Source organism: Pseudomonas sp. GW822-FHT01E03, from assembly GCF_058802985.1.
Genome location: NZ_JBXAOQ010000004.1, coordinates 216,429 through 229,414, shown reverse-complemented (window position 1 = coordinate 229,414; position 12,986 = coordinate 216,429). Strand labels below are relative to the sequence as shown.

Below are 12,986 nucleotides of genomic sequence, written 5' to 3'. Positions count from 1 at the left end.
ATCACTCCACGGGGTTCTACGGAAAGCCGGGAAGTCTACCGCTCATGCAGAATAATTTACAGTGGCGCGACAGCTTATGACGACGAAGCGACAGATTATGTCGAGGGCGCGACGATTACAGCCGGGTCAGGAAGTGGCCGAAGTGGCCGCTTTCGTCGCTTGCGGGGCGACTTGTTCCGCGGGTGCTCCGCGCTCCAGGCGCACTGCTACTCGACGGTTCTTCGCGCGGTTGGTGTTGTTGGTGTTAGGCGCCACCGGATAACGCTCGCCATGGAAACGCAGGGTGATTTGCGATTCCTGGATGCCGTTGGCCTTGAAGAACTCCATCACTGCCAGGGCTCGGCGCCGCGACAGGTCGCGGTTGGTCAGGCGATTGCCGCTGTTGTCGGAGTGACCGTCGAGCTCGATGTGATTGACCGTCGGATCGGCCTTCATGTACTCCAGCATTACCTGCAGTTTGGCTTTTGCGGCGCTGTCGAGTTCGATTCCGCCGCCGGGGAAGCCGATTTCCGATTGCTTCACCTGTTCGAAATTCTGTGGCAACAGTTTCGCCACGCAACCCTGGTAGTCGGCAAACGCCTTGGTGAACCTGACCGGCAACAAGCGTACTTCCGACACCCGCCCATCCCCCGAGGAATGTCGAACGACCGGGCTGCGACCGTCCATCAGGCCACTAATCAGACGCCCGGCCTGAACCTGTGAGCTATTGAACAATACGTTGCCACTGCCGATTCTCACCGTGCCCAGGTTGATATCGTCACGGCCCGGCTGCCACGGCGCGGCAGCGGCCAGCAAGGTGGCCGAACCACCGCCGATCATCGGGTTGTAGGCTTTCAGACGGAAAGTCGCCTGCTCGCCGGCACGACGCACGAACTCGCCCGAACCGAAATCGGTAACCGGCTGAGTCAGGCGGCATTCGAACTTGTCGCCTTCGACCGTCCACTCAATGTTCTCCAGACGTGTCTGGAAAGTGAGCGCCATGGCCGGAAGGCTGGCAAACACACTGAGCAAGGCTAAATAACGCTGGCGCACGGGAGGCTCCACTGGCTTCTACAACGAAAAGACCGACACACACATGTTTACGGCATACCTGTTGGATATCGGAAGCTTCCTGCAAAACTTGATAGCGAGTGCCTGCAAGAGTCTTTTCCGGTAGCATTCCCTTGAGTTTGACCCGCCTGGAATCCCCTCATGTCCGACCGCCTGACCCTGCTGCGTCCCGACGACTGGCATATTCATCTTCGCGATGGTGCCGTGCTGACCAATACCGTCGCGGATGTCGCGCGCACCTTTGGCCGCGCCATCATCATGCCCAACCTGGTTCCACCGGTACGCAATGCGGCCGAAGCCGACGGCTATCGGCAGCGGATTCTCGCTGCCCGCCCGACCGGCAGCCTGTTCGAGCCACTGATGGTCCTGTACCTGACCGACCGCACCCAGCCTGAAGAAATTCGCGAGGCCAAGGCCAGCGGATTCATTCACGCCGCCAAGCTGTACCCGGCCGGCGCGACCACCAACTCGGATTCTGGCGTCACCAGCATCGACAAAATCTTCCCTGCACTCGAGGCCATGGCCGAAGTCGGGATGCCGTTGTTGGTCCACGGTGAAGTCACCCGGGGCGATGTCGACGTGTTCGACCGAGAAAAAATCTTCATCGACGAGCACTTGCGTCGTGTGGTCGAGCGCTTCCCGACCCTCAAAGTGGTCTTCGAACACATCACCACCGCGGACGCCGTGCAGTTCGTCAACTCGGCTTCGGCCAACGTGGGCGCGACCATTACCGCGCATCACCTGTTGTACAACCGCAACCACATGCTGGTGGGCGGGATTCGGCCGCACTTCTATTGCCTGCCGATCCTCAAGCGCAATACCCACCAGGAAGCCCTGCTCGACGCGGCCACCAGGGGCAGCGACAAGTTCTTCCTCGGCACCGACTCGGCCCCCCACGCCCAGCATGCCAAGGAAGCGGCCTGCGGCTGCGCCGGTTGCTACACCGCCTATGCGGCGATCGAGATGTACGCCGAAGCCTTCGAACAGCGCAATGCGCTGGACAAGCTCGAGGCCTTCGCCAGCCTCAACGGCCCTCGCTTCTATGGTCTGCCGGCCAACACCGATCGCATCACCCTGGTCCGCGAAGAGTGGACCGCCCCGACCAGCCTGCCGTTTGGCGAGCTGACCGTTATCCCGCTGCGCGCCGGTGAAAAACTGCGCTGGCGCCTGCTGGAGGAACACGCGTGAGTGAAGACCATTTCGACGACGAACTGGAAGGCAATGGCGGCGGAGGCGGCCCTCGTCATCCAATGGCGGCAAGGTTTCGTGGTTACCTGCCGGTTGTCGTCGATGTAGAGACCGGTGGCTTCAACTCGGCCACCGATGCCCTGCTGGAGATCGCCGCGACCACCATCGCCATGGATGAAAAGGGTTTTGTTTACCCGGATCACACCTACTTTTTCCGTGTCGAGCCGTTCGAAGGCGCGAACATCGAAGCGGCAGCCCTGGAATTCACCGGGATCAAGCTCGATCACCCGCTGCGCATGGCGGTGAGTGAAGAGTCTGCCCTGAACGATATCTTCCGCGGCGTGCGCAAGGCCCTCAAGGCCAACGGTTGCAAACGGGCGATCCTGGTCGGGCATAACAGCAGTTTCGACCTGGGCTTCCTGAATGCGGCGGTTGCGCGGCTGGACATGAAGCGCAATCCGTTCCATCCGTTCTCCAGCTTCGATACCGCAACGCTGGCCGGTCTCGCTTACGGCCAAACCGTGTTGGCCAAGGCGTGCCAGGCAGCGGACATCGACTTCGACGGTCGCGAGGCTCACTCGGCTCGCTACGACACCGAGAAGACGGCAGAGCTGTTCTGCGGCATCGTCAATCGCTGGAAGCAGATGGGTGGTTGGGAAGATTTCGGCGACTGAGTGCACTCACGAATCAATGTGGGAGCGAGCTTGCTCGCGATGGTCGTGAACGATAACGCGGGGAGCCTGGTTCCCCGCGGTGTTCATGATTCCATCGTCGGAACGCCGCCCGGAGCAAGCTCGCTCCTACAGGGACTTCAGCACATAAAAAAACCGGCCTCGAAGGCCGGTTTTTTTATACCTGGAACGCCTTACAGAGCGGCAGCGTGCTCGGTCAGGTAAGCAGCAACGCCTTCTGGCGAAGCGTTCATGCCTTTGTCGCCTTTTTTCCAGTTGGCAGGGCAGACTTCGCCGTGCTCTTCGTGGAATTGCAGAGCGTCGACCAGACGGATCAGCTCTTCCATGTTACGGCCCAGCGGCAGGTCGTTGACGATCTGCGAGCGGACAACGCCTTTGTCGTCGATCAGGAACGCGCCACGGAAAGCCACGCCATCAGCGGACTGAACGTCGTAGGCCTTCATGATGTCCTGCTTGATGTCGGCAGCCATGGTGTAGCGAACCTGGCCGATACCGCCATTGTTCACTGGAGTGTTGCGCCATGCGTTGTGGGTGAAGTGCGAGTCGATCGAAACAGCGATCACTTCAACGTTGCGTGCCTTGAAGTCAGACATGCGGTTGTCCAGAGCGATCAGCTCGGACGGGCAAACGAAGGTGAAGTCCAGTGGATAGAAGAACACCAGGCCGTATTTGCCTTTGATCGCCGAGGACAGGGTGAAGCTGTCAACGATCTCGCCATTGCCGAGTACGGCCGGTACGGTGAAGTCAGGGGCTTGTTTGCCTACGAGTACGCTCATTGGATATCTCCTGGTGTAATAGCGTGAGAAACAGGGTTCGCATCAGCCTGCCACCCTGAGGCGACAGCCCTGTGACACGATCCCCGGTCGCAAAAGACCGGCCATCATACACCGCGTGTTTGAGCTGGCTTAGCTGTTTTTTCCCCGTACGATGAAATCCCCGCCGGTTTTGGATCACCGATTTGCCAGGTAGACCGTTCGTCAGCCATACCCGTTTATGACGAAAAGTGCTCTGAAACCACTTTGACAATCATTCTCGTTAACATTAAGATCCATCGCAATTGAGTCACAATCAGCGACGGTCCTTCCCTATGTATGTTTGCCTCTGCACTGGCGTCACCGACGGTCAAATCCGCGATGCGATCTATGAAGGATGCTGCAGCTACAAGGAAGTCCGTGTGGCCACCGGCGTTGCGAGCCAGTGCGGCAAATGTGCCTGCCTCGCCAAGGAAGTGGTCCGCGAGACCCTGACCAAACTGCAAACGGCCCAGGCTGCAATTCCTTATCCAGCAGAATTTACCGCGGCTTAAACATCGAATTTCAAAGAACCGGACATATGTCCGGTTTTTTTATGCCTCAAAATCAACTAGTTATGCTCTAGACGCGGAACACAAACATTCTTATTCCGATTAATTTTCATTTAAGTTTCAATAACTTAGGTTTGACACTATTAAATACGAGGCTCAAACTCTGCTCTATTGACAGCTAATACAGGGCAGGACCCCATCATGAAAGGCGACGTTACAGTCATCCAGCATCTCAACAAGATCCTCGCCAATGAGCTGGTCGCGATCAATCAATACTTCCTGCATGCGCGCATGTATGAAGATTGGGGCCTGAACAAGCTCGGCAAGCACGAGTACCACGAATCCATCGACGAGATGAAGCACGCGGACAAGCTGATCAAGCGCATCCTGTTCCTTGAAGGCCTGCCGAATGTCCAGGACCTTGGCAAGCTGCACATCGGCGAGCACACCAAGGAAATGCTTGAGTGTGACCTGCGTATCGAGAAAACCGGCCATGCCGATCTCAAAGTGGCTATCGCGCATTGCGAAAAAGTTGGCGACTTCGGTAGCCGCGAGCTGCTTGAAGATATCCTCGAGTCCGAAGAAGAACATATCGACTGGCTGGAAACCCAACTGGGCCTGATCGATAAAGTGGGCCTTGAGAACTATCTGCAATCGCAGATGGGCGAAGACGAGTAAGTTCTACGCCATTAATCTCGATGCAATAAAAAGCCCCGCCCTCTTTCGAGTGGCGGGGCTTTTTATTGCCTGCTCTTGTAGGAGCGAGCTTGCTCGCGATGGACGTTAACGATAACGCTGGGAGCCTGACACCCAGCGGCGTTCTTTAGTCCATCGCGAGCGAGCTCGCTCCTACAGGAAGCGAATCAGGCTTCGGTCTTTGGAGCAGCAGCCTTGGCGGCGGCGTCCTTGATCAGGCTCTGCAGCGAACCGTCAGCAGCCATTTCAGTCATGATGTCGCTACCGCCGACCAGTTCACCGGCAACCCACAGCTGTGGGAAGGTTGGCCAGTTGGCGTATTTTGGCAGGTTGGCGCGGATTTCCGGGTTCTGCAGGATGTCCACGTACGCAAACTTTTCGCCACACGCCATCACGGCCTGCGCGGCTTTCGCGGAGAAGCCGCACTGCGGGGCATTCGGCGAGCCTTTCATGTAAAGCAGAATGGTGTTGTTGGCAATCTGCTCTTTAATCGTTTCGATGATATCCATGGAGCACCTCGGCTGAACTTTCCGACTCATGGGTCGGCACGGTGGCGCATTGTAACGGAAAGCCGAGCGCCCTGCTCGGTCTCTCCGTCTGACTGATTCACGCCGCCACCACGATCACCGGCACACCATTGAGCGCGGCATTTCCCGACAGTTCGTCAATCTGGCGTTCGTCGGTCAGGTCGTTGGCGCTGGAGCCCGGTTGACTGCTGGCAATCGACATTTGCACGCCCGGCCGCGCGTGCCCCCAGCCGTGAGGCAGGCTGACCACGCCTTTCATCATGTCCAGACTGCCAAGCACTTCGACTTCGATCACACCCACCCGCGAACTGACCCGAACACGCTGTCCGTCGCTGAGCCCGCGACTAGCCAGATCGTCCGGATGCATCAGCAACTGGTGACGTGGCTTGCCCTTTACCAACCGATGATAGTTATGCATCCATGAATTGTTGCTGCGTACATGCCGGCGGCCAATCATCAACAACTCGTCGGCGGCCGGCGCCTTCAAGGCTGCAAAGCGCGCCAGGTCAGCGAGAATCGCCGCAGGCGCGGCCTGGATGCGTTGATTGGCAGTCTTCAGGCGTGGCGTCAGGTTAGGCTTGAGCGCGCCCAGATCGACGCCATGGGGATGATCGAACAAAGTCGCCAGCGACAGCTTGTGCTCTGAATTGTCGCCGTACATTCCCATGCGCAAGCCGAGATCGATCATTTGCGCTGGAGCGATGGTGGGCTTCAGTTCTTTGCCGGTCCTGACGGCAAATGCCTTGGCCAGGCCGACGAAAATCTCCCAGTCGTGCAATGCACCCTGGGGTTTGGCGAGGATGGCGCGGTTGAAACGGCTGACGTTGCGCACCGCGAACAGGTTGAACGTGGTGTCGTAATGGTCGTTTTCCAGCGCCGATGTGGACGGCAGGATCAGGTCGGCGTAACGCGTGGTTTCATTGATGTACAGGTCGATACTGACCATGAACTCCAGCCCGTCCAGCGCCTGTTCGAGTTGTCGGCCATTGGGTGTGGACAACACCGGATTGCCCGCCACGGTGATCAGCGCGCGGACTTGCCCTTCCCCTTCAGTGAGCATCTCTTCGGCCAGCGCCGAGACAGGTAGTTCTCCGGCGTACTCCGGGCGCCCGGAAACCCGGCTCTGCCACAGATTGAAATGCCCGCCCGAGGTCGACGCCACCAGGTCCACTGCTGGCTCGGTGCACAAGGCACCACCCACTCGATCGAGATTGCCGGTGACCAGGTTGATCAATTGCACCACCCAATGGCACAGAGTACCGAAGGCCTGGGTCGAAACGCCCATGCGGCCATAGCAGACTGCACTCGGTGCCGCGGCGAAGTCCCGCGCCAACTGGCGGATCTGTTCGGCCGGTACGGCGCACAACGGACTCATGGCCTCGGCAGTGAACGGTGCGACGGCCTCCCGTACGTCCTCCAGGCCGTCCACCGGCAGATGGCTGTCGCGGGTCAGACCTTCAGCGAACAAGGTATTGAGCAGGCCGAACAACAGCGCTGCATCACCGCCCGGGCGTACGAACAGATGCTGGTCGGCAATCGCCGCCGTTTCACTACGGCGCGGATCGACCACCACCACCTTGCCACCCCGGGCCTGTATCGCCTTCAAGCGTTTCTCCACATCCGGCACGGTCATGATGCTGCCGTTCGAAGCCAGTGGATTGCCGCCCAGGATCAGCATGAAATCGGTGTGGTCGATGTCCGGGATCGGCAGCAGCAGACCGTGGCCGTACATCAAATGACTGGTCAGGTGATGGGGCAATTGATCGACCGACGTCGCGGAAAACCGGTTGCGGGTTTTCAACAGGCCGAGGAAGTAATTGCTGTGGGTCATCAACCCGTAATTGTGCACGCTCGGGTTGCCCTGATAGACCGCCACGGCGTTTTGCCCGTGATGCGCCTGAATGGCAGCGAGGCGTTCGGCGACCAGATTGAATGCCGCTTCCCACTCGATGGGCTGCCATTCATTGCCCACCCGCTGCATCGGCTGATGCAGGCGATCCGGATCGTTCTGAATGTCTTGCAACGCCACGGCCTTGGGGCAGATGTGCCCACGACTGAACGTATCCTGGGGGTCGCCCTTGATCGAAGTGATCTGGACGTTACCGCCTTCGCCCCTGGTGGTTTCGATGGTCAGGCCACAGATGGCTTCGCACAAATGGCAAGCACGGTGATGGAGAGTCTTGGTCATGGCCAGTCTCTGTCTTGTTATGGGCGGGCAACGTAGGCCGCGGAAACAAAACTATGGCGCCAGAGCCGCCGACACGCCAGCGACGTTCGTCTTGTGAATCGAGGGTTATCAGGCCAGCCGATGGCCGTCCGAGTTCAGTTCGAAGGCAGCCTGGGCGGCGTCTGCAACTGAATTTCCTGAAGGGTTTCAATCGGTCCGTGGGGTCCATGCGCGCCGGTCTGCTCGCCGATCAGGCGCCAGTGCACATCAAGTCCGGCGCTGATGAATGACAAGTCAAAAACCGACTGTCAGCGCACCATTGCCGCCGCGCCTGATTGCCAAGCCCCGAGGGGCCGGTGTACAAATGAACCGCCGCTATCAGGAAACAGGCTTCAAAAGCGCTACCTCGGTAAACCCGTAGCACCTCTGAAACTCCCTAAAAACTGTAGCCCTATTGGTAAGACGCGACATTTAATTATAAGATCGCGCCTTCCCCTATTTCGTCGCCCCGTGCGGCTTACGCCGCAGGTCTCGCCCGTTGTTCCGTTAAACAAGGCTTTGAGCATCTGCGGTTTGTAGCAAAAGGTAGTCAATGATGAGCGCAAGGCACTTTCTCTCCCTGATGGATTGCACGCCCGAAGAGCTGGTCAGCGTGATCCGTCGAGGCGTTGAGCTCAAAGACCTGCGTAACCGCGGCGTACTGTTCGAGCCTCTGAAAAACCGCGTCCTGGGAATGATTTTCGAGAAATCCTCGACCCGTACCCGGATCTCCTTCGAGGCCGGCATGATCCAGCTCGGCGGGCAGGCGATCTTCCTGTCGCCACGTGACACCCAACTGGGTCGTGGCGAGCCGATCGGCGACTGCGCCATCGTCATGTCGAGCATGCTCGATGCAGTGATGATCCGTACCTTTGCCCACAGCAACCTGACCGAATTCGCCGCCAACTCCCGCGTACCGGTGATCAACGGCCTGTCCGATGACCTGCACCCGTGCCAGTTGCTGGCCGACATGCAGACCTTCCTCGAACACCGCGGCGCCATCCAGGGCAAGACCGTGGCCTGGATTGGCGACGGCAACAACATGTGCAACAGCTATATAGAAGCGGCGATCCAGTTCGACTTCCAGTTGCGCGTTGCCTGCCCGGAAGGCTATGAACCCAACCCGGTGTTCCTGGCCAAGGCCGGTGATCGGGTCACCATCGTTCGCGATCCGAAGGAAGCCGTGCGTGGTGCACATCTGGTGAGCACCGACGTCTGGACCTCCATGGGCCAGGAAGAGGAAACCGCCAAGCGTCTGCAACTGTTCGCTCCGTATCAGGTCAACCGCGCCCTGCTCGACCTGGCCGCTGAAGACGTGCTGTTCATGCACTGCCTGCCAGCGCACCGCGGCGAGGAAATCAGCATCGACCTGCTCGATGACAAGCGCTCGGTGGCCTGGGATCAAGCCGAAAACCGTCTGCACGCGCAAAAAGCCCTGCTCGAGTTCCTCGTCGAACCGGCGTATCACCACGCATGAGCCAGCCATTACTGCTTAACCTGCGCAACCTCGCCTGCGGCTATCAAGACCAGCGCGTGGTGCAGAACCTCAACCTGCACCTGAACGCAGGCGACATCGGTTGCCTGCTGGGCTCGTCGGGTTGCGGCAAGACCACCACCCTGAGGGCGATTGCCGGTTTCGAACCGGTGCACGAAGGCGAAATCCAGCTGGCTGGCGAGACCATCTCCAGCGCCGGTTTCACCCTTGCGCCGGAGAAACGTCGCATCGGCATGGTGTTCCAGGACTACGCGCTGTTTCCGCATTTGAGCGTGGCCGACAACATCGCCTTCGGCATTCGCAAGCATCCGCAAAAGGATCGCGTGACCGAAGAGCTGCTGGAACTGGTCAACCTGAAGAATCTCGGCAAGCGTTTCCCCCACGAGCTTTCAGGAGGTCAGCAGCAACGTGTCGCACTGGCCCGTGCCCTGGCGCCGGAACCGCAACTGCTGTTGCTCGACGAACCCTTCTCCAACCTTGATGGCGAATTGCGCCGCAAGCTCAGCCATGAAGTACGCGACATCCTCAAGGCCCGTGGCACCAGCGCGATTCTGGTGACTCACGACCAGGAAGAAGCCTTCGCGGTCAGCGACCACGTTGGTGTGTTCAAGGAAGGTCGCCTGGAACAGTGGGATACGCCCTACAACCTGTATCACGAACCCCTGACACCTTTTGTCGCGAGCTTCATCGGCCAGGGCTATTTCATTCGCGGTCAGTTGAGCAGCCCCGAATCGGTGCAAACCGAACTGGGTGAGTTGCGCGGCAATCGGGCCTACACCTGGCCGGTAGGTGGCGCCGTGGACGTGTTGCTGCGCCCGGACGATATCGTCTATGCCCCGGACAGCGCACTGAAGGCGCGAATTGCCGGCAAGACGTTCCTGGGTGCATCGACCCTGTATCGCTTGCAACTGCCGACAGGCGCACAGCTGGAGGCGATCTTCCCGAGCCATGTCGATCGTCAGATTGGGGCGGAGGTGGGTATTCGTGTCGCGGCTGAACACCTGGTGCTGTTCCAGGCGTCCGGCAGCACGGCGGCGCAGATTCCAGCTGTTGAATCAGGTGTCCGGCGCTACAGCACGGCCAACTGATACCCCCTCTGTAGGAGCGAGCTTGCTCGCGATGGACGACAACGATAACGCGTGCAACCGGAATGAACGCGTTATCCAGACGTTTTTCGCGAGCAAGCTCGCTCCTACGCTCGGTTTGCGTTATCCCAGCATCAGCGTGCCACTGGCAACCAGGGTCGCATTGCCGCCGATCCTCACCCGATCGCCTTCCAGTTGGCAGAACAATTCCCCGCCCCGCGCCGAACGCTGAAAAGCCGTCAGGCTCGATTTGGCCAAACGCTTTGACCAGTACGGAATCAGAAGGCAATGGGTCGATCCGGTCACCGGGTCTTCATTGATGCCGATTGCCGGGGCGAAGTAGCGGGAAACGAAATCGTGCTGCTCGCCCCGCGCCGTCACGATGGCACCCAGCCATGGCAGTTTCGCCAGGGCCACCATGTCCGGCTTGCAGTCGAGCACGGCTTGCTCCGACTCCAGCACCACAAACAGCTCATTTGAAGCCAGTACCTCAACAGCCTTCACGCCCAGTGCACGCTCGATGTCCGAGATCACGTTCACCGGCGATGCAGTGATCGCCGGGAAATCCAGCCACAGTCGCCCACCTTCACGGGTCACGCCCAACGGGCCGGATTTGCAGGTGAAGTCCAGTCGCTCGACGGGCTCCTTATAAATCTCGAACAGCACATGAGCGCTAGCCAGCGTCGCGTGACCGCACAATGGCACCTCGGTGGTCGGCGTAAACCAACGGATGTGCCAGCCCTGCCCTTCACGCACGACAAACGCTGTTTCGGCGAGGTTGTGTTCGGCGGCAATCTTTTGCATCAACTCATCGGCGAGCCATGTGTCGAGCCGATAGACCATCGCCGGATTGCCGCTAAATGGCTGATTGCTGAACGCGTCGACCTGATGAAACTCCAGTTGCATAAGCTTCTCCCTTTGTCAGACCGTCGAGCATGCCGTGCTGACCAAACCGGCACCAGTGACAGAGCAGGCTGATTTTCACCATACAGCGCTGCGCGGACTCCGATGATGTTCACGCACGGCCGATATCGGCAAATCTGGCCTGGGTGTGCTCGGCCAGCACCGCCGGTGCCAGTTCGACTTCCAGCCCACGCCGCCCCGCACTGACAAAAATGCTGGCGAAGGGCTGGGCCGAATTATCAATGAAGGTACGCAAGCGCTTTTTCTGCCCCAGCGGACTGATCCCGCCCAACAGATAGCCGGTAGAGCGCTGCGCTGCCGCCGGGTCGGCCATTTCGACCTTTTTCACGCCCGCGGCGTGGGCCAGTCCTTTCAAGTCCAGGCTGCCGACAACCGGCACCACGGCCACCAGCAACTCGCCCTTTTCGCTGGCCGCCAGCAAGGTCTTGAACACCTGCGCCGGATCGAGCCCGAGTTTTTCCGCCGCTTCCAATCCGTAGGAGGCGGCCTTGGGGTCATGTTCGTAACTGTGTACGCGATGTTCGGCCCGAACCTTTTTCAACAAATCCAATGCGGGGGTCATGACAGCTCCAGACTGGGCGGCAGAAGAAAAATACTGCGCCCGATTCTAGGACATTGATCATTAAAAGGCTCTACAGCGGCGCATTCATGACGCCATTGCCTGGCCACCCCATTCCTCAACAACCCGGTCATTCATACAGCGAATAGTTTCTTTGTGACCGATGGTTCACTTTCGACCTTTGACAGCAGCGTTTCTTGTCTATATTTTTTCGTTTATGAAACTGTACGAAACGTCCTACCGCTGCACCCAGCAGTAAACCGCGACCAGGATGGGGATCCTGCCTCGGCGAAAACCGCGCTCCGACCATGATGGAAAAAGCGCCAGACAACAAAAAAAATGAGGTTTCAATGACAACTGCTTTACAACAACCGTCGCTCTCGAGCCAATGCATGGCCGAGTTTCTGGGTACGGCGCTGCTGATCTTTTTTGGTACAGGTTGCGTTGCCGCGCTCAAGGTCGCGGGTGCCAGTTTTGGCTTGTGGGAAATCAGCATTATCTGGGGCGTCGGCGTCAGCATGGCGATCTACCTTACCGCTGGGGTTTCCGGGGCTCATCTGAACCCTGCCGTCAGCATTGCCCTGAGCATTTTCGCGGACTTCGAAAAACGTAAATTGCCTTTCTACATACTCGCCCAAGTGGCGGGTGCCTTCTGTGGAGCGCTGTTGGTTTACACGCTCTACAGCAATCTATTCTTCGAATTCGAACAAACGCACCATATGGTTCGCGGCACTCAAGCCAGCCTCGAATTGGCCTCCGTGTTCTCCACCTTCCCGAACCCGGTGCTGACCACCGCCCAGGCATTTCTGGTCGAGGTGATCATCACGGCCATTCTGATGGGCGTGATCATGTCCCTGACCGATGACAACAATGGCCTGCCCAAAGGCCCGCTGGCACCGCTGTTGATCGGCCTGTTGATTGCGGTGATCGGTAGCTCGATGGGACCGCTGACCGGTTTTGCCATGAACCCTGCGCGGGACTTCGGCCCTAAACTGATGACTTTCTTCGCTGGCTGGGGTGAAATTTCCTTCACTGGCGGACGCGATATCCCGTATTTCCTGATTCCTGTTTTTGCACCGATTGTCGGTGCCTGCCTCGGGGCTGCCGCCTATCGCGGGCTGATTGCCCGCCATCTGCCCAGCGCCGTACCTGCTACAAAGGATGCAACAGCTGCCATTGACGGCAAACCCAGAACTTCTTGATACCGTTGGCGCGTGCCCCTGCCCTTTGATCGCGCGCCAGACCTCACTCCCTTATTTCG

Annotated in this window: 13 protein-coding genes; 7 read left to right on the top strand and 6 right to left on the bottom strand. The window is 58.8% G+C overall.

Going from position 1 to position 12,986, the window contains the following annotated elements:
• Positions 1–126: 126 nt before the first annotated feature.
• Positions 127–1,032 carry a flagellar protein MotY gene (locus AC1RP7_RS09840; protein ID WP_057713436.1) on the bottom strand — a complete coding sequence of 302 codons (906 nt, stop codon included), beginning with the start codon at positions 1,030–1,032 and terminating at the stop codon, positions 127–129.
• Between the two features lie 159 nt (positions 1,033–1,191).
• Here AC1RP7_RS09840 and pyrC point away from each other — a divergent pair, with 159 nt between their 5' ends.
• Both pyrC and rnt read left to right on the top strand, forming a co-directional pair.
• Positions 1,192–2,238 carry a dihydroorotase gene (gene pyrC / locus AC1RP7_RS09835; RefSeq protein WP_493181246.1) on the top strand — a complete coding sequence of 349 codons (1,047 nt, stop codon included), beginning with the start codon at positions 1,192–1,194 and terminating at the stop codon, positions 2,236–2,238.
• Positions 2,235–2,912: a ribonuclease T gene (rnt, locus tag AC1RP7_RS09830; RefSeq protein WP_057713434.1), complete on the top strand. Its 678-nt coding sequence runs from the start codon at positions 2,235–2,237 to the stop codon at positions 2,910–2,912. Before pyrC ends, rnt begins: the two co-directional genes overlap by 4 nt.
• Before the next feature lie 191 nt (positions 2,913–3,103).
• Here rnt and AC1RP7_RS09825 read toward each other — a convergent pair whose 3' ends face one another.
• Positions 3,104–3,706 carry a peroxiredoxin gene (locus tag AC1RP7_RS09825; protein ID WP_057713433.1) on the bottom strand — a complete coding sequence of 201 codons (603 nt, stop codon included), beginning with the start codon at positions 3,704–3,706 and terminating at the stop codon, positions 3,104–3,106.
• A gap of 311 nt (positions 3,707–4,017) precedes the next feature.
• Here AC1RP7_RS09825 and AC1RP7_RS09820 point away from each other — a divergent pair, with 311 nt between their 5' ends.
• Both AC1RP7_RS09820 and bfr read left to right on the top strand, forming a co-directional pair.
• Entirely contained in the window at positions 4,018–4,236 is a 219-nt protein-coding gene (locus tag AC1RP7_RS09820) for a bacterioferritin-associated ferredoxin (RefSeq protein WP_007985869.1), read from the top strand.
• A gap of 198 nt (positions 4,237–4,434) precedes the next feature.
• On the top strand, positions 4,435–4,911 hold the full coding sequence (gene bfr, locus AC1RP7_RS09815) for a bacterioferritin (protein WP_057713432.1): 477 nt from the start codon (positions 4,435–4,437) through the stop codon (positions 4,909–4,911).
• Between the two features lie 185 nt (positions 4,912–5,096).
• On the opposite strand, the gene grxD is transcribed toward bfr, so the two are convergent.
• Together grxD and AC1RP7_RS09805 are read right to left on the bottom strand one after the other, a co-directional pair.
• Complete coding sequence (gene grxD / locus AC1RP7_RS09810) at positions 5,097–5,438, bottom strand: Grx4 family monothiol glutaredoxin (RefSeq protein WP_007971318.1); 342 nt, start codon at positions 5,436–5,438, stop codon at positions 5,097–5,099.
• Positions 5,439–5,535: 97 nt separating this feature from the next.
• On the bottom strand, positions 5,536–7,644 hold the full coding sequence (locus tag AC1RP7_RS09805) for a molybdopterin oxidoreductase family protein (RefSeq protein ID WP_057713431.1): 2,109 nt from the start codon (positions 7,642–7,644) through the stop codon (positions 5,536–5,538).
• A gap of 574 nt (positions 7,645–8,218) precedes the next feature.
• On the opposite strand from AC1RP7_RS09805, the gene argF reads away from it, so the two are divergent.
• Positions 8,219–9,139, top strand: coding sequence for an ornithine carbamoyltransferase (gene argF, locus AC1RP7_RS09800; RefSeq protein WP_493181247.1), 921 nt, complete (start codon positions 8,219–8,221; stop codon positions 9,137–9,139).
• Positions 9,136–10,245 (top strand): ABC transporter ATP-binding protein, encoded by a 1,110-nt coding sequence (locus AC1RP7_RS09795; RefSeq protein WP_489339172.1) that lies wholly within the window; start codon positions 9,136–9,138, stop codon positions 10,243–10,245. The genes argF and AC1RP7_RS09795 overlap by 4 nt, the downstream gene beginning before the upstream one ends.
• A gap of 120 nt (positions 10,246–10,365) precedes the next feature.
• On the opposite strand, the gene AC1RP7_RS09790 is transcribed toward AC1RP7_RS09795, so the two are convergent.
• Both AC1RP7_RS09790 and ybaK read right to left on the bottom strand, forming a co-directional pair.
• On the bottom strand, positions 10,366–11,148 hold the full coding sequence (locus AC1RP7_RS09790) for a PhzF family phenazine biosynthesis protein (RefSeq protein ID WP_057713428.1): 783 nt from the start codon (positions 11,146–11,148) through the stop codon (positions 10,366–10,368).
• 109 nt (positions 11,149–11,257) lie between these two features.
• Positions 11,258–11,728 (bottom strand): Cys-tRNA(Pro) deacylase, encoded by a 471-nt coding sequence (gene ybaK, locus AC1RP7_RS09785; protein ID WP_057713427.1) that lies wholly within the window; start codon positions 11,726–11,728, stop codon positions 11,258–11,260.
• Positions 11,729–12,075: 347 nt separating this feature from the next.
• Between ybaK and AC1RP7_RS09780 the strand changes: the two genes are divergently transcribed.
• Positions 12,076–12,927 (top strand): MIP/aquaporin family protein, encoded by an 852-nt coding sequence (locus tag AC1RP7_RS09780; protein ID WP_090457548.1) that lies wholly within the window; start codon positions 12,076–12,078, stop codon positions 12,925–12,927.
• Positions 12,928–12,986: the final 59 nt, after the last annotated feature.